An 18,143-nucleotide genomic window follows, 5' to 3' on the forward strand; every position below is an offset into this window, starting at 1 on the left:
GTCGTCCGGTACCGCCCGGTCCGAGCGGCGCATGCGAGCTCGCGGCGGGACCCTTCGGTCATGACCGCTCGCAGCACTGCACCCAGCAGGCAGTCCGCGGCCCCGCCGGTCCACGCGGGGCGGGTCGCGGTCCGCCTCGGCATCACCCTGGTCGTCCTGTTCGGGCTCACCCTCGGCATCGGCTGGCTGCTCACCCGCGCCAAGGAGGGTGACGCGTTCGAGCAGCGGGACGGCGCGCTGGTGCAGTGGTTCGCCGCGCACCGCATCGGCTTCCTCGACGCCGCCTCCGGCCCGGCCGCCGAGCTCGGCAACACCTGGGTGGTGGTGGGCGTCGGCGTGGTCGCCGCGATCGCCGGCTGGTTCGCCTTCCGCTCCTGGCGGCCGGTCGTCCTCCTCGCCGTCGCTCTCTGCGGCGAGCTGGCCATCTTCCTGACGACGGTGGCGCTGATCGACCGGCCGCGGCCCCCCGTGCCGCACCTGGACGCCCAGCTGCCGCCCACGTCCAGCTTCCCCTCGGGGCACACCGCGGCGGCGATCTGCCTGTACGGCGCCGTCGCCGCCCTCGTCGTGGCCGCGGCACGCGGAGGATGGCGGCGCTGGGTCCCGGCCCTCGCCGTCCTCGTGGTGCTCGTGGTGGCCGCCGCCCGGCTCTACCGCGGCGCGCACTACCCGACCGACGTCCTGACCAGCATGCTGTTCGCGTCGATCTGGCTGTTCGCGGTTCTGCGCGAGCTTCCCCTGTCACCCCGGCGCCGTGCCGGGGTGGAAGAGTGGAGGTCGTGACCGAATCGACTGCTCCGGCGCGCAGCGCCGTCCTGCACACGAACCACGGCGACATCCGCGTGAACCTGTTCCCCGACCACGCCCCCAAGACGGTGGCCAACTTCGCCGACCTGGCCGAGGGGCGTCGCGAGTGGACGCACCCCGAGTCGCGGCAGAAGTCCACCGACCGCCTCTACGACGGCACGATCTTCCACCGGATCATCGACGGCTTCATGATCCAGGGCGGTGACCCGCTGGGACAGGGCTACGGCGGCCCGGGCTACCAGTTCAAGGACGAGTTCCACCCCGAGCTGCAGTTCGATCGCCCGTACCTGTTGGCCATGGCCAACGCCGGCCCCGGCACCAACGGCTCGCAGTTCTTCATCACGGTGTCGAAGACCCCGCACCTGAACATGCGGCACACGATCTTCGGTGAGGTCGCCGACCAGGACAGCCGGGACGTCGTCGACCGCATCGCCAAGGTGAGCACCGGCCGCAACGACCGCCCGGTCGAGGACGTCGTGCTCCAGTCCGTCGAGGTGGAGCGCAGCTGACCGAGCCCCAGCCGGCCCCGCCGACCACCACCTGCTACCGGCACCCGGAGCGGCCCACCGGCATCGCCTGCGCGCGCTGCGGGCGGCCGATCTGCCCCGAGTGCATGATCCCGGCCTCGGTCGGGTTCCAGTGCCCGGAGTGCGTCCGCGCCGGTCGGGCCGACGTGCGCGCCCCGAAGCGCGGTGGCCTGCGGTCGGCGGGCCGGCGGTGGGGGCCGGTGACCCTCACGCTCATCGCGGTCAACGTCGCGATGTTCGTGCTCACCGCGATCTCCGCCGGGCTCGGGGGGCAGAACCCCCTCGACAACTACAACTCGCGGATCTTCGCCGAGCTGGCGCAGGTGCCGGCGCTGGTCGACGCGGGGCAGTGGTGGCGGCTGTTCACGGCCGCGTTCCTGCACTTCGGCCTGGTCCACCTGGCGCTCAACATGCTGGCGCTGCTGGTCTTCGGCAGCCAGCTGGAGTTGCAGCTCGGCCGGCTGCGGTTCGGCGCGGTGTACCTCCTGTCGGTGCTCGGCGGGGCGGCGGCGATCCAGCTCTTCGCGTCGCCCGGGGTGTTCGCGGCCGGCGCGTCCACCGGCATCTGGGGACTCATGGGCGCGTTCGGCGTCCTGGCCGTCGCCCGGCGCGAGGACCTGCGCGGCATCGCGACACTGGTCGCCCTCAACGTGGTCATCAGCGTGGTCGTCCCCGGGATCTCGCTGCTCGGGCACATCGGCGGGCTGCTCGCCGGGGCCCTCGCCACGGCGGTGCTCGTCCTCGGTCGGCGGAATACCGCCGTCCAGATCGCCGGAACGGCGGCGCTCGGCCTCGCCCTGCTCGTCCTCGCCCTCGCGGTGCCGACGGTCGGTTTCTAGGGCGCGAGCCCGTGCAGGGCGCGGGCGACCTCCGCCGGGTCCGTCCCCAGGTCGCGCCGGCCGAGCAGCAGCAGGACGCCGTCGTCGTCCGGCCCGGCCGCGGTGTCGAGCTCGAGCGTGCGGCTGCGCAGCCCCCAGCGCTGCGTGGCCCGCACCCGCACCTGCAGCGTCGGCCAGGGCAGGTGCCGGCGGCCGGTCACCGTCCGCACGTCGACGCCGTCCGGGCCGGCCGACAGCCGGGGACGCAGCAGCGCGCCGCGCGCGGCGAGTGCCAGCACCAGGAGTGCGGCGGCGCCGACGAGCACCCGCCCCAGCGGATCCACGAGGGGGACGGCGAGGGCCAGGCCGAGCCCGATGGCGGCGAGGGCCACGGTCTCGGCCGGCTTGGGTGACCACTTCACGGGCTCCAGGCTGCCAGGCCGGCGTGGTGACGTCGTCGCGTGTGGACAGTGACTGTGCGGAACCGCCAAACGTGCAGGTCACCGCCTTCGTCCGGGCGTACATGTCGACTTCTCCACAGCTGTGTGCACAGCTGGGGAAAGACTCACACCGGTGTAGTTACGACCGTGGCGGACTCGTCACACCGGCCTCTCCCAGCGCATTTGCGCAGGTCAACGATGTGACGACCGGTTCCCTCTCTCCACACTCGGTGGACAACCCTGGGGGTGAAGCGCCATGTCGACCTGTGGACGAAGCGTCGGTCTGTGCACAGCATCCCCAGCCCGGAAACGCCGAAGGCCCTCGTCCCAGGGGGACGAGGGCCTTCGGGCCGTGCGAGGCGGCCCTCCTGCAGGGTCCCGCCCCGAGCGTGCGAGGGGGGGGCAGGAGGGGGCTTCTTCAGCGCCAGCGCATCGACATGACCAGACCGGCCACCATGGCGCCGAAGCCGATCGCGAAGTTCCACGCGCCGAGGGAGACCATCAGCGGGATCTTGTCGCCGGCCACGTAGTACACGACGATCCACACCAGGCCCAGCAGCATGAGGGCCACCATGAGGACGGCGTACCAGCGGGGGCTGGGCTTCACGGCCCGCGCCCCGCGGGACTGCAGCGCGCCCTCCGGCGGCGTGTAGACCGACTTCTTGCGCACCTTGGACTTGGGCACCGTGCGAACTCCCTCCGCGGGCGCCGGTCCGTCGTCCCCGGCCGCCACTGCCTCCCAGCCTAAGCTGCCAACGGGCGACCGTCGCGTTCCGCCATGTCGTGGCCGCCCGATCGTGCCCCCCGGGGCCCCCGCTCGAGGAGGTGCCGTGGCCCGCTCCGGCTCCCTCCTGCCCGCCCGGCTGCGGTTCTCGCGGCCCTCGGCGTGGACGGCGCTGGTGCCAGTGGTCGCGCTCGCCGCCGGGCTGCTGTTCGCCACGTCGGGCCGGACAGCCCAGGGCACCGACCTTCGGGCCGGCGACGTCACCGAGCTCTCCAGCCTGATCGGCCAGCGCAGCCGCGCCAACGACCGCCAGCAGCAGCTGCTCGACGATCTGCAGGAGCAGGCGCAGCGGCTGACCGACCAGGCGGCCTCCCGGGACGGGGACGTCGCCGCGGCCCGGGACGCGGCCGACGCGGGGGCGCTGTCGGCGGCCGTGGTGCCGCTGTCCGGCCCCGGTGTGGAGATCACCCTCGACGACGCGCCGCCCCGCGCCGACGGCACGCTGCCGACCAACGCCCGCCCCGACGACCTGGTGATCCACCAGTCCGACGTGCAGGCGGTCGTGAACGCGGTGTGGGCGGCGGGGGCCGACGGCGTTGCGATCATGGACCTGCGGCTGATCGCGACCAGCGCCGTCCGCTGCGTGGGCAACGTGCTCCTGCTGCAGGGGCGCACCTACTCCCCGCCGTTCGTCATCACCGCGATCGGCGACGCGGACGCCGTGCGGGCGCAGCTGGCCGCCTCCCCGCAGGTGGGGATCCTGCAGCAGGCCGTGCAGGCGTTCGGGCTCACCTTCACCGTGCACGAGCGGGCGCAGGTCACGCTGCCGAAGTACACCGGATCGCTGGACCTCCAGTACGCGGCCCCGCGCTGAGCGTGTACACCTGGGGGGTGCCCGAGACCCGGCCCGTCCTCGTCGTCGACAACTTCGACAGCTTCGTCTACAACCTCGTCCAGTACCTGGGCCAGCTCGGCGTGCGCTGCATCGTCCGGCGCAACGACGCCGTCACCGTCGACGAGCTCCCCGACCTCGGCGTGGCCGGCGTCCTGCTCTCCCCCGGGCCCGGCACCCCGGCCGACGCGGGCGTGACCGTCCCGATGGTCCGCGCGGCCGCCGAGGCCGGCACGCCGGTGTTCGGCGTGTGCCTGGGCCACCAGGGCATCGCCGAGGCCTTCGGGGCCGAGGTCGTGCGGGCGCCGGAGCTGCTGCACGGCAAGACCAGCCAGGTGCTGCACACCGGCGCCGGGGTCCTCGCCGGCCTGCCGTCGCCGTTCACCGCGACCCGGTACCACTCCCTGGCCGTCGACCCCGAGACCGTGCCCGCCGAACTCGAGGTCACCGGCTCCACGCAGTCCGGCGTCGTCATGGCGCTGCGCCACCGCGAGCTGCCGATCGAGGGCGTGCAGTTCCACCCCGAGTCGGTGCTCACCGAGGGCGGCCACCGGATGCTCGCCAACTGGCTGGCCGCCTGCGGCCTGGCGCCCGACGAGGCCATGGTGGAGGCCGCCTCCGCGAGCGCCCGCCGGTTGGTCGGCACGCCCGCCTGAGCCCCGGAACGCACGAGGGCCCCCTCCCGGGATCGGGAGGGGGCCCTCATCGCGTCAGCGGCCGGCTCAGCCGCCCACGGTGGGCTGGCCGAAGACCAACAGCGTGATCTCGTCGTCGGGCGCGGCCTGGTCACCAGGCTCCGGGTTGGAGTTCGCAACGGTGCCGACCTCGTGCGTCCCGTCGTTTTCCGTGGGTTGGGTGACGATGTTGGTGAAGCCTGCCTGCGCCAGGGTCTGCCGAGCCTGCGCCTCGGTCTGGCCCACGGTTGAGGGCACGGTCAGCTCGGTGGGCGCGGCCGGGGCGGTGGCCACGCTGAGCGTGATCTGGGTGCCGGCGCTGGCCTGCTGGCCCTCGCCCGGGCTGACGCCGACGACGGTGCCCGCGGGCTGCGTGGAGTCCTCGGCCTGCTCCACGGTGACGTTGGTGAACCCGGCGTCGCGGAGGGCCGCCTGGGCGGCGTCCTGCTGCTGGCCGACGACCGTCGGGATGGGCGCGTCGCCGTCGGACACCGACAGCGTGATCTCGGCGTCGAGCGCGGCCTGCGAGCCCTGCGCCGGGTCGACGTCGACGACGGTGCCCTCGGCCTCGAGGCTGTCCACCTGGTCGGTGTTGATGTTCCCCGTGAAACCGGCGCCCCGGAGGTTGTCCCGCGCCTGGTCCACGTCGAGGTTGATGACCGCCGGGATGGCCAGGGTGTTCGGGCCCGCACCGACGGCGAGGTCGACCTTCGCGCCCTCGTCGGCCTTGGCGCCGGCGGCCGGGTTGGTGGAGAGCACCAGGCCCTTCTGCTCCGGCGTGCTGGGCTGCGGGGTCACCGTGCCGACGGCCAGGCCCGCCGACTCGATCTGGGAGCGGGCGTCGGCCTCGGTCGCGTTGACGACGTTCGGCACGGTCACCTGCTGCGTGGCCGGCGGGGTGTTGTCGTCGTTGCCGCCGAGCAGCACGGCCAGCGTGATCACGCCGCCGATGAGCAGGACGGCGACGATGCTGGCGATCGCGATGATGCGGTTCCGGCGCTTGCGGCGCGCGGCCTCGTCCTCCTCGCCCCAGTCCCCGTCGTCGTGGCCGTAGCCGCCGTACCCGCCGGGCGCGGCCGCCAGGATCGTGGTCTTCTCGGCGTCGTTCATGACCGGCGTGGCCTCGACCCGCTGGCCGGCCATGGCCCGCTGGAGGTCGTTGCGCATGTCCGCGGCCGACTGGTAGCGGTTCGCCGGGTTCTTGCTCATCGCCTTGAGCAGGATCGCGTCCAGCTCCGGCGGCACGTCCGGGTTGATCGACGACGGCAGCCGCGGGTCCTCGCGCACGTGCTGGTAGGCCACGGCGACGGGGGAGTCGCCGGTGAACGGCGGCGCCCCGGTGACCAGCTCGTAGAGCAGGCAGCCGACGGAGTAGACGTCGGAGCGGGCGTCGACGCCCTCACCGCGGGCCTGCTCCGGCGAGAGGTACTGCGCGGTGCCGATCACCGCGGCGGTCGAGGTCATGGTGGCCGCGGAGTCCGAGACCGCGCGCGCGATGCCGAAGTCCATGACCTTGACCGAGCCCGAGGGCGTGATCATCACGTTCCCGGGCTTCACATCGCGGTGCACGATGCCGTTGCGGTGGCTGAAGTCCAGGGCGCCGCAGATGTCGGCGGCGAACTTCATGGCCCGCTCGGGGGTGAGCACGCCCTCGCGCCGGAGGACGTCGCGCAGCGTCTCGCCCTCGACGTACTCCATGACGATGTACGGGGTGGCGCCGCTGGCGGTGCGGTCCTCGCCGGTGTCGTAGACGGCGACGATCGCGGGGTGGTTCAGCGACGCGGCGGCCTGCGCCTCGCGGCGGAAGCGGACCTGGAAGGAGGGGTCGCGGGCGAGGTCCTGGCGCAGGACCTTGACGGCCACCTCACGGCCGAGCCGGAGGTCGCGGCCGCGATGGACCTCGGCCATGCCGCCGCGGCCGAGGACCCCGCCGATCTCGTAGCGCTCGCCGAGCACTTGCGGGGTGGTCATCGGAGGTCCTCTCGGGTGGTGCCGTGCGCGCCCCGGGGGACGCCCCGGCAGAGCCGGAGGGGGCCGTCGGGCAGCCTAACCGCTGCGGACGCCCGAAACCGGGATGCGCAGGGAAAGGCGATCACGCCGTCCCATCCTCCACAACGGCCGCACCGGCCTGCGGCGTCTGCGGCTCGGCCGTGGGGGTCTCGCCCCCGGTCGGCTCGCCGCCACCGCCACCGCCACCGCCACCGCCACCGCCGGGGTCCGCGGGTTCGCCCGGCAGCTGCTCCGTCGGCTCCTCCGTCGTCGGCTGCTCGGTCGTCGGCTCGTCGGTCGTGGGCTCGTCCGTGGTCGGCTGCGCCGTCGTCGGGGCCGCGGACGTCGTCGTCTGCTGCGGCTGCTGGGTGGTGTCGCCGCCCTCGCCGCTGTCGGGGGTGAAGCCGTCGGAGGCGACGAAGAGCGTGACGCCCGAGCCCACCGGCACGGTCGTGTTCGCGGGGTCGGAGCCGGCGACGGCGTTCCGGTCGAGCTCCCGGCCCAGATCGGCCAGGAGCGCGCCGGAGGCCTCGGCGCGGGTGACGGTCAGCCCCTGGCCCTCGAGCTGCGCCCGGACGTCGTCGAAGTCCCGGCCGATGAAGCTGTCGGTGTCGATGGCCACGGTGCCCGCGGAGGTGGGGGCGCTGCTGGTCGTCGAGGCGGTCGCCTGGCTGCCGCCGCCGGAGTCGTCGCCGCCGCTGCCGAGCAGGTACCAGCCGCCGGCGCCCAGCAGGAGCAGCACGAGCACGACCGCGGCGATCAGCGCCCAGCGGCGGCGGCGCCGGGGCTCCTCCTCCCACGGCTCGCCGGCCGCGCCGTCCTCGTCGGCCGGCGGCCCCTGCAGCGGCGGCATCGGCCGCGGCGACGTCGTCGGCGCGCCGGCTGCCGCGGCCACGGCGGCGCCGGTGGCCGCGCCGAAGACCTGGGTGGCCCCCTCCGGGACGGCGAGGACGTCGGTGGACGCGCCCGTCGCGGGCGCCGAGCCACCCGCCGCCACCTCGCGGATCGCCTCGGCGAACGCCCCGCCGTCCGGGAACCGCTGCGCGGCGTCCTTGGACAGCGCGCGCTCGACCAGCGCCCGGACCGCCGGCGGGATGTCCTCGGGCAGCGGGGGCGGTGGCCGGTTGATGTGCGCGAGCGCGATGGCGACCTGCGAGGCGCCGTCGAACGGGCGCACGCCGGTCAGGCACTCGTAGGCCACCACGCCGAGCGAGTAGACGTCCGAGGCGGCGGTGACCTCGAAGCCCTGCGCCTGCTCGGGGGAGAGGTACTGGGCGGTGCCGACCACCATGCCGGTGCGGGTCAGCGGCGCCGCGTCGCGGGCCTGGGCGATGCCGAAGTCGGTCAGCTTGACCACGCCGTCGGGCCGGACCATGAGGTTGCCCGGCTTGATGTCGCGGTGCACGACCCCGGCACGGTGCGCGGCGGAGAGCCCCTCGGCGGCCTGGCCGAGCACGTGCAGCGTCCAGTCGACGGGCAGCCGGCCCTCGTCGTGGAGGATCGACACGAGCGGCTGCCCCTCGACGAACTCCATGACGAGGAACGCCAGGTTGGCACCGGTGCGCTCGTCGACGGTCTCGCCGTAGTCGTAGACCGAGGCGATGTTCGGGTGCGAGAGGGCCGCGGTGTGGCGGGCCTCGTTCCGGAAGCGGGCGAGGAAGTTCGGGTCGCCGGTGAACTCGCTGCGCAGCACCTTGGCAGCGACCGTGCGGTCGAGGACCCGGTCGCGGGCGCGCCACACCTCCCCCATGCCGCCGACGGCGACGGGGGCGGTGATCTCGTAGCGCCCGGCGAGCAGGGTGCCCAGGGAGAGTGTCATCAGCCCCCCTGTTCCCCGAGATAGGCCTCCATCACCTGACGGGCGATCGGGGCGGAGATGTCGCCCCCGGTGCCCTCCGTCCCGCTCTTGCCGCCGTTGCGGACGAACACCGCGAGGGCGATCTGCCGATCGCCCTCGCCGGCGAAGCCGACGAACCAGGTGTGCGGGTTGACCCCGTCGCCGACCTCGGCGGTCCCGGTCTTGCCGCCCACGGTCACGCCGGGGATCTGCGCCCGCCGGCCCGTGCCGTTCTCGACGACGCTGACCATCATGTCCCGCAGCTCGCCGGCGACCTCCTCGGAGACCGGCTGGCTCTTCTCCTCGGGGTCGGTCTGGTCGATGACGGTGAGGTCGGGTGCGCGCACCTGGTCGACCAGGAAGGGCTGCATGAGCGAGCCGCCGTTGGCCACTGCCGCGGCGATCATCGCGCCCTGCATGGTGGTCATCTGCACGTCCTGCTGGCCGATCGAGCTGATCCCGAGCTGCGCGTCGTTCTCGATCTCGCCGATGGTGCTGCCCACGACCGGGAGCGGCATCTCGAAGCCCTCGCCGTCCATCCCGAACGCCTCGGCCATGCTGCGGATCTTGTCCTCGCCGAGGTCGATGCCGAGCTGGGCGAAGGCGGTGTTGCAGGAGATCGTGAGCGCGTCGATCAGGGACTGGTCGGCGCCGCCGTTGCAGCTCTCGCCGTTGAAGTTCTCCAGCGTGGTGTTCGTCCCGGGCAGGGTCAGCAGGTCCGGCGCGGGGACCGTGGTCTCGGGGGTGTAGCCGTCCTCGAGGGCCGCTGCGGAGACGATGACCTTGAACACCGAGCCGGGGGAGTAGCGCTCGTGGATGCCCTGGTTGATCCGCGGGTCCGGGCTGGCCCCGCCGAGCTGGGCGGCGTAGTCGCGGATCCCCGCCGGGTCGTGGCTGGAGAGCAGGTTCGGGTCGTAGGTGGGCGTGCTGGCCAGCCCGAGGATGGCGCCGGTCTTCGGGTTCAGCGCGACGACCGCCCCGGTGACCCCGTCGAGCGCCTCCATGGCGGTCTGCTGCACGGTCGGGTCGAGGGTGAGGACGACGTCGCCGCCGGAGGGGTCGCGGCCGGTGAACAGGTCGGCCAGCCGCCGGGCGAAAAGCCGCGGGTCGTTGCCGGCCAGGACGTCGTTCTCGGCGCGCTCGAGCCCCGCGGTGTTGTAGACGAGCGAGTAGTAGCCGGTCACCGGCGCGTACAGCGGCCCCTGCGGGTACTGCCGCAGGTAGGTCAGCCGGTCGTCGGTCCGGGTGGACAGCGCGATCTCGCTGCCTTCGACGACGATCGACCCGCGCTCGCGCTCGTACTCCTCGGCCAGCACGCGGGTGTTGGCCGGGTCCTCGCGCAGCTTGTCGGCGCGGACCACCTGGATGTAGTTGACGTTGATGATCAGCAGCGTGAACAGCACGAGCACGCTGATCGCCACGCGGCGCAGGGGCGCGTTCACGACTGCACGATCTCGGTCGGCGCATCGCCCAGCCGCGGCGGCTGCGGGGCCGGCGGGGTGGCCGGGCGGCGCGCGGCGTCGCTGATGCGGACCAGCAGGGCGACCAGGCCGAAGTTGGCCACCAGCGACGACCCGCCGTAGGCCAGGAACGGGGTGGTCAGGCCGGTCAGCGGCAGCAGCCCGGTGACGCCGCCGAGGACGACGAACACCTGCCAGGCGATGGCGAACGCCAGGCCGGCGGCGAGCAGCTTGCCGAAGGCGTCGCGGACGATCAGCGAGGTGCGCAGGCCGCGCTCGACCAGGATCAGGTAGACGATGATCACCGCGACCAGGCCGAACAGGCCCAGCTCCTCGCCGATCGCGGCGGCGATGAAGTCGCTCTTGGCCACCGGCACCTGATCCGGCCGCCCGCCGCCGAGGCCGGCGCCGAAGAGGCCGCCCGTGCCCAGGCCGAACAGCGACTGGACCAGCTGGTAGCCCGAGGTGTCCCGGTAGGCGAACGGGTCCAGCCAGACGTCCACGCGGGCCTGGACGTGGCCGAAGATCTGGTAGGCGAGGAACGCGCCGCCGGCGAACAGGCCCAGGCCGATGAGCAGCCAGCTGGCCCGCTCCGTGGCCACGTAGAGCATCACCACGAAGATGCCGAACAGCAGCAGCGAGCTGCCGAGGTCGCGCTCGAAGACCAGCACGAGGATCGACAGCAGCCAGGCCACGAGCACCGGGCCGAGGTCGCGCCCGCGCGGCAGCTCCAGGCCCATCACCTTGCGGCTGGCCAGCGCGAGGACGTCGCGCTTGTCGACCAGGTAGGCGGCGAAGAAGACGACCAGGCAGATCTTGGCGAACTCGCCGGGCTGGATGGAGAAGCCGGCGACGCGGATCCAGATCTTGGCGCCGTTGACCTCGGAGATCGCCGCCGGCAGCAGCGCCGGGAGGGCGAGCAGGACGAGCCCGACCAGCATCAGCGTGTAGGCGTAGCGGGAGAGCACCCGGTGGTCGCGGATCACCACGAGGACGGCGACGAACAGCGCGACGCCGATCGTGGCCCACAGCAGCTGCGTGGCGGCGCTGCTGCCCGGTTCGCCGCCGTCCTGGGCCTCGGCGAGGTCCAGCCGGTGGATGACCGCGAGACCGAGCCCGACCAGCAGGGCGACCGCGGGCAGCAGCAGCGGGTCGGCGTAGGGCGCCCACTTGCGGATCACCAGGTGGGCCACGACCCACAGGGCCGTGATCCACGCGCCGAAGGTGGCCAGCTCGGGCCGCAGCGACCCGGTCACGGTGAGGTCGACGATGCACTGCGCCGCGAGGGTGATGAGGAGCGCGAAGGCCAGCAGCGCCAGCTCGGTGCCGCGCCGCTTGGGCGCGTTGGCGGCCACGGCGCGCGGGTCGGTGGACGGGCCCGACATCACTTCTCCTCCCGGCAGTCCACTCCCGGCTCGGCGGACGACGACGTCCGGGTCGCTGTCGTGGAGGTGGCGGGGCGGGACGGGGTGGGCGTGCTGGCCTTGCCGCTGCTCGTGCGGCAGACCGGCAGCCGCTGCTCGCGCAGCGCGGAGAGGATGCGGTCGGCGTCGCCGGCGTCGTCGGCCTCGATGCCGTCGCGCACCCGGCTGCGCGCCGCGGGGGTCAGGTCGCTGACCAGGAGCTCGGTGGCCTCGTCCATCCGGTAGAGGTCCACGCCGAACGGTGAGGTGTGCAGGCCGCGGAAGACCGCGACGTGGGCGTCGTCCCCGGCGCCGTCGACGCCGACGAACCAGTGCTGCAGCGCCCACGCGTACGTGCCGATCCCGGCCCCCACCAGGACGACGACCAGCCCGACGGCCAGCAGCGCCAGCCGCAGCGGCCGCCGGCGGCGGGGCGGCGGGGCGGCGCCGGACTGGACGGTCGGCGGCGGAGCGGGCGGGGTGGGATCGGCGAGCGCGGCCCGGCCGGCGGCCGAGCGCGGGTCGACCTGGCGCTGGCCGACGTTGTCGCCGGCGGCGCCGTCGACGACCGGGTCGATCCGCGCGGGCTGGCCGCCGTTCTCGACGACATCGGCGACGATCACCGTGATGTTGTCGGGGCCGCCGCTGCGCAGCGCGAGCTCGATCAGCCGGTCGGCGGTCGACTGCGGGTCGGGGTCCTTGAGCGCCTCGGCGAGCGTCTCCTCGCTCACCACGCCGGAGAGGCCGTCGGAGCAGAGCAGGTAGCGGTCACCGGCGCGGGCCTCGCGCATCGAGAGGTCGGGCTCGACCTCCTGCCCGTTGAGCGCGCGCAGCAGCAGCGAGCGCTGCGGGTGGTGGTTGGCCTCCTCGGGCGTGATCCGGCCGTCGTCGATCAGCGTCTGGACGAAGGTGTCGTCGTGCGTGATCTGCGACAGGACGCCGTCGCGCTGGAGGTAGGCGCGCGAGTCGCCGACGTGGCAGAGGGCCAGCCGGCCGCCGGCGAACAGGACGGCGGTCAGCGTCGTCCCCATGCCCTCGAGCTGCGGGGCCTCGCGGATCACCTCGCGCAGGTGCTCGCTGCCCTCGAAGACCGCCGCGCGCAGCGACTGCAGCATGTCGCCGGAGGGGGTGTCGTCGTCCAGGTGCTCGAGCGCGGCGATGACGACCTTGCTGGCGACGTCGCCGGCGGCGTGCCCGCCCATGCCGTCGGCGACGGCGAGCAGCCGCGGGCCGGCGTAGACCGAGTCCTGGTTGTTGCCGCGGATCAGGCCCCGGTCGGAGCGGGCCGCGTAGCGGAGCACGAGGCTCATGACCGCAGCTCCAGCGCGGTCTGCCCGATCCGGATCGGCTGGCCCGGGGCCACCAGCAGCGGACCCTGGACGCGCTGCTGGTCCAGGTAGGTGCCGTTGGTGGAGCCGAGGTCCTCCACGTACCACTGGCCGCCGCGGTTGGTCAGCCGCGCGTGCCGGGAGCTGGCGAAGTCGTCGGTGAGGACGAGGGTGGAGTCGTCGGCCCGGCCGATGAGGATCGGCTGGTCACCGAGGGTGATCTTGGTGCCGGTCAGCGGGCCGGCGGTGACCACGAGGGTCCGCGGGCCGCGCTGGCCCTTCTTCTTGTTCGCGGCCGCCCGCGGCGGCACCGAGGCCACCCGGCCGGCGCGGCCACCGAAGAGGTCGGCCCGGACCACGCGGAACGCCGCGAAGATGAACAGCCACAGCAGCAGCAGGAAGCCGAAGCGGAAGATCTGCAGGACGATCTCGGCGGTCATGCGACCACCCCTCCGGTGGCGACCGCATCCGAGCGCCGAACCGACGTCACGCGCCGTCCTGCCGGTAGACCAGCACGGAGTGGCCGATCCGGATGACGTCGCCGTCCGACAGCGGCTGGCGGCTGATCCGGCGGCCGTTGACCAGCGTGCCGTTGGTCGACCCGAGGTCCTCGGCGACCGCGGTGCCGTTGTCGAGGACGACGTCGACGTGCTTGCGGCTCACCCCGGTGTCGGGCAGCCGGATGTCGGCCTCGGTGCCCCGGCCGATGACGTTGCGCCCGGTGGACAGCGTGTGCCGCGTGCCGGGGCCGTCGACGACGAGCATGTGCTGGATCCGCGAGCCGGCCCGGCCGACCATCGACGGCGACTGCCGGCCGGTGTCGGTCGCCACCCGGCCGCGCAGCGGCGGCAGCGGCGGCAGGGAGGGGTGCGCCGCGCTCGGGAAGCCGTTCACCGGCGGCGGGGCGAGCGAGGACTCCTGGGACGGCGGCCGCGCCGGGTCGGCGACGTGCGAGCTGACCTCGAACACGCCGGTCGGCAGGTCGTCGTCGCGCTCGAGGGTCACCTGGACGGCGTCGAAGATCTGGTAGCCCTCGTCGTTGATGTGCTCGGTGACCATGTCGGCGAGCTCGCCGGCCAGCTGGTCGGACCACTCGGCCAGGTTGGCGTAGTCGACCTCACCCAGCCGGACGACGTACATGTTCGGGGCCAGCACCCGGCCCTCGCCCATCACGCTGCGCTGCTCGTCGGCCTCGCGCTGCAGCGCCTTGGCGATCTCGGCGGGATGCACCTTGCCCTTGAAGATGCGGGCGAAAGCGAGACCCACCATGCCCTCGAGTCGTCGCTCGAAGCGCTGCAGCACACCCACAGTCGCTCCCTTGCGCTCGCATCGGACGTCTGACACGTGATCGTAGCCGTGCGTACCGCGCCGGACCGGCCAGGAACCCGCGACGCCCCGGAGGACGTCGTCCCGGCGAGTGCTCGACGGGGGTCGTCCCGGCTGCCGCGGGCGTCCTGATACTGTTCTGCCTCGCCAGGGCAAGTGGCGGAATGGCAGACGCGCACGGTTCAGGTCCGTGTGTCCGGAAGGACGTGGGGGTTCAACTCCCCCCTTGCCCACCACGCACGATGCGCAGCGAGCCGGTCCCCGTGGGGGCCGGCTCGCTGCGTTGTGGGGTGGTCAGCCGGCGACGGCGCGCTCCTCCGTGACGACCTGCCCTCGCAGCGGGGCGAGCCGCGCGCCGATCGCCTCGATCGTCTCCGGCGACACGCCGAGGCCGCTGAGCCGGCATGGATCCCGGCGCCGGTGAGGACGCGCGGTGCCGACCGGCCGCGGGACCGCCGATGAGAAGGGCATGCGCTCTCGTCGGGTCGTCACCGCTCTCGTCGTCACCGCCGCCGGGCTGACCGTCTCGGCCGCCCTTCGCCGGCTCCGCAGCCGCCGGACCGCCACGCCCGTGGCCGTTGCGCCCGTGGCCGTTGCGCCCGTGGCGGTTGCGCCCGTCGCCGTTGCGCCCGTGGCGCCGGAGAGCGGTCCGGACGCCGTCATCCTGCCGTTCGCCCGTCCCGTCGCGGCCGCGGTCGAGGAGCGGCCCGCGGCGCCGGTGCGCTGCGGGGATGCGGGCGGCCGGACCAAGGCCGGTGCGCCGTGCGGCGCCCGTGCGGCCGCCGGTGGCCGGTGCCACCACCACCGCCTGGCCGCCTGACGCACGCGCCCCGCGGGGGTTCCCCCCGCTGCACGGGCGGCGAACAATGCCGCCGTGCGGCTGCTCGAGCGCGACGGCCTGCTCCTGTCGCTGACGCGGCTGGCCGACGAGGCGCGCGCCGGCGAGGGGCGGCTGGTGCTGGTCTCCGGCGAGGCCGGCGTCGGCAAGACCGCCCTGCTGGAGCGCCTCGAGGCCGAGCTGCGCGCCGCGACCTGGACCTGGAGCGCCTGCGACGGCCTGTTCACCCCGCGCCCGCTCGGCCCGCTGTTCGACCTCGCCGAGCGCCTGGGCGGTGAGCTGCAGGAGGCGTGCGACGCCGGCGCGGACCGCGACACGCTGTTCGCGGCGCTACTGCGCCGGCTGGGCGCCGGGTCGGGTCTGCAGGTCGTCGTCGTCGAGGACCTGCACTGGGCCGACGAGGCGACGCTGGACCTGCTGCGGTTCCTCAGTCGGCGGCTGCGGGGTCTGCGGGTCCTGCTGATCGCCACGTTCCGGGACGACGGCCTGCCGCCGGACCACCCGCTGCGGGTCGTGCTGGGCTCTCTCGGCTCGCTGCGCACGACCCGGCGCCTGGCCCTGCCGGTGCTCTCGGAGTCCGCCGTCCGCGAGCTCGCCGCGACCTCCCCGGTGGAGGCGGACGACCTGTTCCGGCTCACCGGCGGTAACCCGTTCTTCGTCACCGAGGTGCTGGCCGCCGGCGGCGGGGTGCTGCCCGTGTCGGCGCGGGAGGCGGTGCTGGCCCGCCTGGTCCCGCTGGACACCGGCTCCCGGCGGCTGCTCGAGTACGCCGCGCTGGCCGGGTCGCGCGTGGACCCGCCCCTGCTCGAGCGGGTCGTGCCCGACGCCGCGGCCGGGCTGGAGGCCTGCCTGGCCAGCGGCGTGCTCACGACCGACGAGACCGGCCTGCGGTTCCGGCACGAGATCTCGCGGCTGGCCGTGGCCGACGCCGTCCCGGCGCACCGGCGGAGCCGGATGCACGCCGACCTGCTGGCGGCGCTGCACGCGACCGGGTCCCAGGACGAGGCCCGGCTCGCCCACCACGCCGAGGGCGCCGGGGACGCCGTCGCCGTCGTCCTGCACGCGCCACGGGCCGCGCGGAAGGCGGCCGCCCTGGCCTCCCACCGGGAGGCGGTCGCGCAGTACGAGCGGGCGCTGCGCTTCGCGACCCACCTGGACCCGGCCGCGCGGGCGGCGCTGTGGGACGGCCTCGGCTACGAGACGTCGCTGGTCGACCGCTGGGCGGATGCGGCTTCGGCCCGCCAGGCGGCGCTGCCGTTGTGGCGGTCGGTCGGGGACCGGACGCGAGAGGGCGACAGCCTGCGCGCGCTGTCCCGCGCGTTCTACCGGCTGTGCCGGGGAGCGGAGGCGGAGGAGGCGGCGCAGCAGGCGCTGGAGGTGCTCTCGGCGCAGCAGCCGCCCGGTCCGGAGCTGGCCTGGGCCTACGCCAACCTGGCGGTGCAGCGGATGCTGCACCGCCGGCTGGAGTCGTCGACCACGCTCGCCCGGCAGGGGCAGGCCCTGGCCGAGCGGCTCGGGGACCCGACGATCCTCAGCGACGCGCTCAACTCCGAGGCCTGCGCGGGGTCGTTCTCCGGGCGGGAGTGGTTGCCGGTCATGCTCCGCGCCCTCGACGTCGCCGTCGCGGCCGACCGCGAGGAGTCGGCCGGCCGGGCCTACGCCAACCTGCACGGCCTCTCGTGCAGCGAGCGGCGCTACGACGACGCCGACCGGTGGTTCACCGAGGGTGTGGCGTACTGCGACGACCACGACGTCGCCACCTTCGGCACGTGCCTTCGCGGTGAGCGGACCAACTGGCTGGACCAGCGAGGTCGCTGGGACGAGGCGGTCGAGCTGGCCGGCGCGATGCTGGGCGACAGGGGCATCTCCCCGGTCAACCGGATCAACCCGCTGATCTCGCTGGGCCGGATCCGGTCGCGCCGGGGCGATCCGGAGGCGCAGGTGGTGCTCGATGAGGCGGCGCGGCTGGCCGACGGCACCGGCGAGCCGGACTGGATCGCCCAGGCACGGCTCGCCCTGGTGGAGGCGGCCTGGCTGACCGACCGGCCGCAGGGGGCCGCGGACGAGCTGGCCCGAGTCGTCGCGGTGGCCGACCGGTGCGACCCCTGGGTGCGGGGTGCGGTCGCGGTCTGGCGACGCCGGCTGGGCCGGCCGGGCGGGACGCCGGTGGACCTGCCCGAGCCGCGCGCGCTCGAGCTGGCCGGCGATCCGCGTGCCGCGGCGGCCGCGTGGAGCTCGGTGGGCTGTCCGTACGAGGCGGCGCTGGCCCTGGCGGAGTCGGACGACGAAGCGGCGCTGCGCGAGGCGCTCGCCGTCCTCGACGAGCTGGGGGCGGTGGTCCCGGCCCGGCGGACGCGCCGCCTCATGCGCCGTCGTGGCCTGACCCGCGTGCCGGCCGGCCCGAGGGCGGCGACCCGCTCGCACCGGCTCGGGCTGACCCGTCGTGAGCAGGAGGTGCTGTCGCTGGTGGCCGCCGGCTTGCCGAACGCGGACATCTCCCGCCGGCTGTTCATCTCGCGGCGCACCGTCGACCACCACGTCTCCGCCCTGCTGGCGAAGATGGGCGTCCCGTCGCGCACGGCCGCGGCCCGGGAGGCGGAGCGGCTGGGGCTGCTCGACGCCTGAAGCCGGGCAGCCGCCCGAAGCTGGGCAGCCGCCCGCGCAAGGTGGGCATCTCTCGCCGATCCGGGCGGGTGCCTGCCGTTCCTACCGTCGCTCGCGTTCCGTTCCGACGCGAGAGACCGAGGGCCCGACATGACCACCCCGACCCGGGTGTCGTGGGCAGCCGCGCACCGTGCGTTCGTCGCGACAGGGATCGTCCTGCTCGTCCTGGCCGGTGTCCTGGTGGCGCTGCTCGTCACCCGTCCGCAGTCGGCCGCGGAGCCGACGCCGGTGCAGCAGACGACGACGATCGAGAACCACTGCACCGGGATCAGCCGCGACAAGCCCTGCTGAGCCGGCCTGTTCCCCGCCGGGAAAAGTAGGCACCCGGCATGTGCGATCTGGGCATCCGTCGCCGATCCGAGCAGGGGCATCGCATTCCTAGCGTCCCTCGCGTCGAGGTCGCCACGAGATCGAGG

Annotated in this window: 18 protein-coding genes and 1 tRNA gene; 9 read left to right on the forward strand and 10 right to left on the reverse strand. The window is 74.2% G+C overall.

The annotated features are described in order from the left end of the window. Nucleotides 1-60 precede the first annotated feature (60 nt). The 3 genes from AB3388_RS27640 (at nt 61) to AB3388_RS27650 (ending at nt 2,173) form a co-directional block, all read left to right on the forward strand. Complete coding sequence (locus AB3388_RS27640) at nt 61-783, forward strand: phosphatase PAP2 family protein (protein WP_495408547.1); 723 nt, start codon at nt 61-63, stop codon at nt 781-783. Beyond that, nucleotides 780-1,316, forward strand: coding sequence for a peptidylprolyl isomerase (locus AB3388_RS27645; protein WP_495408548.1), 537 nt, complete (start codon nt 780-782; stop codon nt 1,314-1,316). Before AB3388_RS27640 ends, AB3388_RS27645 begins: the two co-directional genes overlap by 4 nt. A gap of 218 nt (nt 1,317-1,534) precedes the next feature. Further along, a complete protein-coding gene (locus tag AB3388_RS27650; RefSeq protein WP_495408549.1) occupies nt 1,535-2,173 on the forward strand; it encodes a rhomboid family intramembrane serine protease in 639 nt (212 codons plus the stop codon). Here AB3388_RS27650 and AB3388_RS27655 read toward each other — a convergent pair. Both AB3388_RS27655 and crgA read right to left on the reverse strand, forming a co-directional pair. After that, nucleotides 2,170-2,574: a PH domain-containing protein gene (locus AB3388_RS27655; protein WP_495408550.1), complete on the reverse strand. Its 405-nt coding sequence runs from the start codon at nt 2,572-2,574 to the stop codon at nt 2,170-2,172. The genes AB3388_RS27650 and AB3388_RS27655 overlap by 4 nt on opposite strands. Before the next feature lie 436 nt (nt 2,575-3,010). After that, nucleotides 3,011-3,277 (reverse strand): cell division protein CrgA, encoded by a 267-nt coding sequence (gene crgA / locus AB3388_RS27660; protein WP_495408551.1) that lies wholly within the window; start codon nt 3,275-3,277, stop codon nt 3,011-3,013. A 145-nt stretch (nt 3,278-3,422) separates the two neighbouring features. On the opposite strand from crgA, the gene AB3388_RS27665 reads away from it, so the two are divergent. Further along, nucleotides 3,423-4,190 carry a DUF881 domain-containing protein gene (locus AB3388_RS27665; RefSeq protein ID WP_495408552.1) on the forward strand — a complete coding sequence of 256 codons (768 nt, stop codon included), beginning with the start codon at nt 3,423-3,425 and terminating at the stop codon, nt 4,188-4,190. Nucleotides 4,191-4,207: 17 nt separating this feature from the next. Further along, nucleotides 4,208-4,864 (forward strand): aminodeoxychorismate/anthranilate synthase component II, encoded by a 657-nt coding sequence (locus AB3388_RS27670; RefSeq protein ID WP_495408553.1) that lies wholly within the window; start codon nt 4,208-4,210, stop codon nt 4,862-4,864. A 66-nt stretch (nt 4,865-4,930) separates the two neighbouring features. On the opposite strand, the gene pknB is transcribed toward AB3388_RS27670, so the two are convergent. The 7 genes from pknB to AB3388_RS27705 form a co-directional block, all read right to left on the reverse strand. Further along, nucleotides 4,931-6,853, reverse strand: a complete 1,923-nt coding sequence (gene pknB, locus AB3388_RS27675; RefSeq protein WP_495408554.1) for a Stk1 family PASTA domain-containing Ser/Thr kinase — start codon at nt 6,851-6,853, stop codon at nt 4,931-4,933. Between the two features lie 121 nt (nt 6,854-6,974). Then, on the reverse strand, nt 6,975-8,690 hold the full coding sequence (locus AB3388_RS27680) for a serine/threonine protein kinase (protein WP_495408555.1): 1,716 nt from the start codon (nt 8,688-8,690) through the stop codon (nt 6,975-6,977). Then, nucleotides 8,690-10,150, reverse strand: a complete 1,461-nt coding sequence (locus AB3388_RS27685) for a peptidoglycan D,D-transpeptidase FtsI family protein (protein WP_495408556.1) — start codon at nt 10,148-10,150, stop codon at nt 8,690-8,692. The genes AB3388_RS27680 and AB3388_RS27685 overlap by 1 nt, the downstream gene beginning before the upstream one ends. Continuing rightward, nucleotides 10,147-11,553: an FtsW/RodA/SpoVE family cell cycle protein gene (locus AB3388_RS27690; RefSeq protein ID WP_495408557.1), complete on the reverse strand. Its 1,407-nt coding sequence runs from the start codon at nt 11,551-11,553 to the stop codon at nt 10,147-10,149. The genes AB3388_RS27685 and AB3388_RS27690 overlap by 4 nt, the downstream gene beginning before the upstream one ends. Beyond that, on the reverse strand, nt 11,553-12,881 hold the full coding sequence (locus AB3388_RS27695; protein ID WP_495408558.1) for a PP2C family protein-serine/threonine phosphatase: 1,329 nt from the start codon (nt 12,879-12,881) through the stop codon (nt 11,553-11,555). Before AB3388_RS27695 ends, AB3388_RS27690 begins: the two co-directional genes overlap by 1 nt. Then, a complete protein-coding gene (locus AB3388_RS27700; RefSeq protein ID WP_448626219.1) occupies nt 12,878-13,339 on the reverse strand; it encodes an FHA domain-containing protein FhaB/FipA in 462 nt (153 codons plus the stop codon). The genes AB3388_RS27695 and AB3388_RS27700 overlap by 4 nt, the downstream gene beginning before the upstream one ends. A gap of 46 nt (nt 13,340-13,385) precedes the next feature. Continuing rightward, nucleotides 13,386-14,207 carry an FHA domain-containing protein gene (locus tag AB3388_RS27705; RefSeq protein WP_495408559.1) on the reverse strand — a complete coding sequence of 274 codons (822 nt, stop codon included), beginning with the start codon at nt 14,205-14,207 and terminating at the stop codon, nt 13,386-13,388. 168 nt (nt 14,208-14,375) lie between these two features. On the opposite strand from AB3388_RS27705, the gene AB3388_RS27710 reads away from it, so the two are divergent. Beyond that, nucleotides 14,376-14,461 (forward strand) — tRNA-Leu (locus AB3388_RS27710). A gap of 58 nt (nt 14,462-14,519) precedes the next feature. Here the strand turns inward: AB3388_RS27710 and AB3388_RS27715 are convergent. After that, a complete protein-coding gene (locus tag AB3388_RS27715) occupies nt 14,520-14,696 on the reverse strand; it encodes a hypothetical protein (protein WP_495408560.1) in 177 nt (58 codons plus the stop codon). Between AB3388_RS27715 and AB3388_RS27720 the strand changes: the two genes are divergently transcribed. The 3 genes from AB3388_RS27720 to AB3388_RS27730 all read left to right on the forward strand — a co-directional run bounded on the left by AB3388_RS27720 (nt 14,695) and on the right by AB3388_RS27730 (nt 18,018). Continuing rightward, nucleotides 14,695-15,045 (forward strand): hypothetical protein, encoded by a 351-nt coding sequence (locus AB3388_RS27720; RefSeq protein ID WP_495408561.1) that lies wholly within the window; start codon nt 14,695-14,697, stop codon nt 15,043-15,045. The two genes, AB3388_RS27715 and AB3388_RS27720, sit on opposite strands and share 2 nt — an antisense overlap. A 54-nt stretch (nt 15,046-15,099) precedes the next feature. Next, entirely contained in the window at nt 15,100-17,688 is a 2,589-nt protein-coding gene (locus AB3388_RS27725; RefSeq protein WP_495408562.1) for an AAA family ATPase, read from the forward strand. Between the two features lie 129 nt (nt 17,689-17,817). Beyond that, entirely contained in the window at nt 17,818-18,018 is a 201-nt protein-coding gene (locus tag AB3388_RS27730) for a hypothetical protein (RefSeq protein WP_495408563.1), read from the forward strand. Nucleotides 18,019-18,143 lie beyond the last annotated feature (125 nt).

Source organism: Geodermatophilus sp. SMS 5-13 (genome assembly GCF_059428245.1).

Excerpts from the sequence above, each read along its gene's own strand:
- AB3388_RS27640 (WP_495408547.1), top strand. The coding sequence starts at position 61 with ATGACCGCTCGCAGCACTGCACCCAGCAGGCAGTCCGCGGCCCCGCCG.
- pknB (WP_495408554.1), bottom strand. The coding sequence starts at position 6,853 with ATGACCACCCCGCAAGTGCTCGGCGAGCGCTACGAGATCGGCGGGGTC.
- AB3388_RS27680 (WP_495408555.1), bottom strand. The coding sequence starts at position 8,690 with ATGACACTCTCCCTGGGCACCCTGCTCGCCGGGCGCTACGAGATCACC.
- AB3388_RS27690 (WP_495408557.1), bottom strand. The coding sequence starts at position 11,553 with ATGTCGGGCCCGTCCACCGACCCGCGCGCCGTGGCCGCCAACGCGCCC.
- AB3388_RS27695 (WP_495408558.1), bottom strand. The coding sequence starts at position 12,881 with ATGAGCCTCGTGCTCCGCTACGCGGCCCGCTCCGACCGGGGCCTGATC.
- AB3388_RS27700 (WP_448626219.1), bottom strand. The coding sequence starts at position 13,339 with ATGACCGCCGAGATCGTCCTGCAGATCTTCCGCTTCGGCTTCCTGCTG.
- AB3388_RS27720 (WP_495408561.1), top strand. The coding sequence starts at position 14,695 with ATGCGCTCTCGTCGGGTCGTCACCGCTCTCGTCGTCACCGCCGCCGGG.
- AB3388_RS27715 (WP_495408560.1), bottom strand. The coding sequence starts at position 14,696 with ATGCCCTTCTCATCGGCGGTCCCGCGGCCGGTCGGCACCGCGCGTCCT.
- AB3388_RS27730 (WP_495408563.1), top strand. The coding sequence starts at position 17,818 with ATGACCACCCCGACCCGGGTGTCGTGGGCAGCCGCGCACCGTGCGTTC.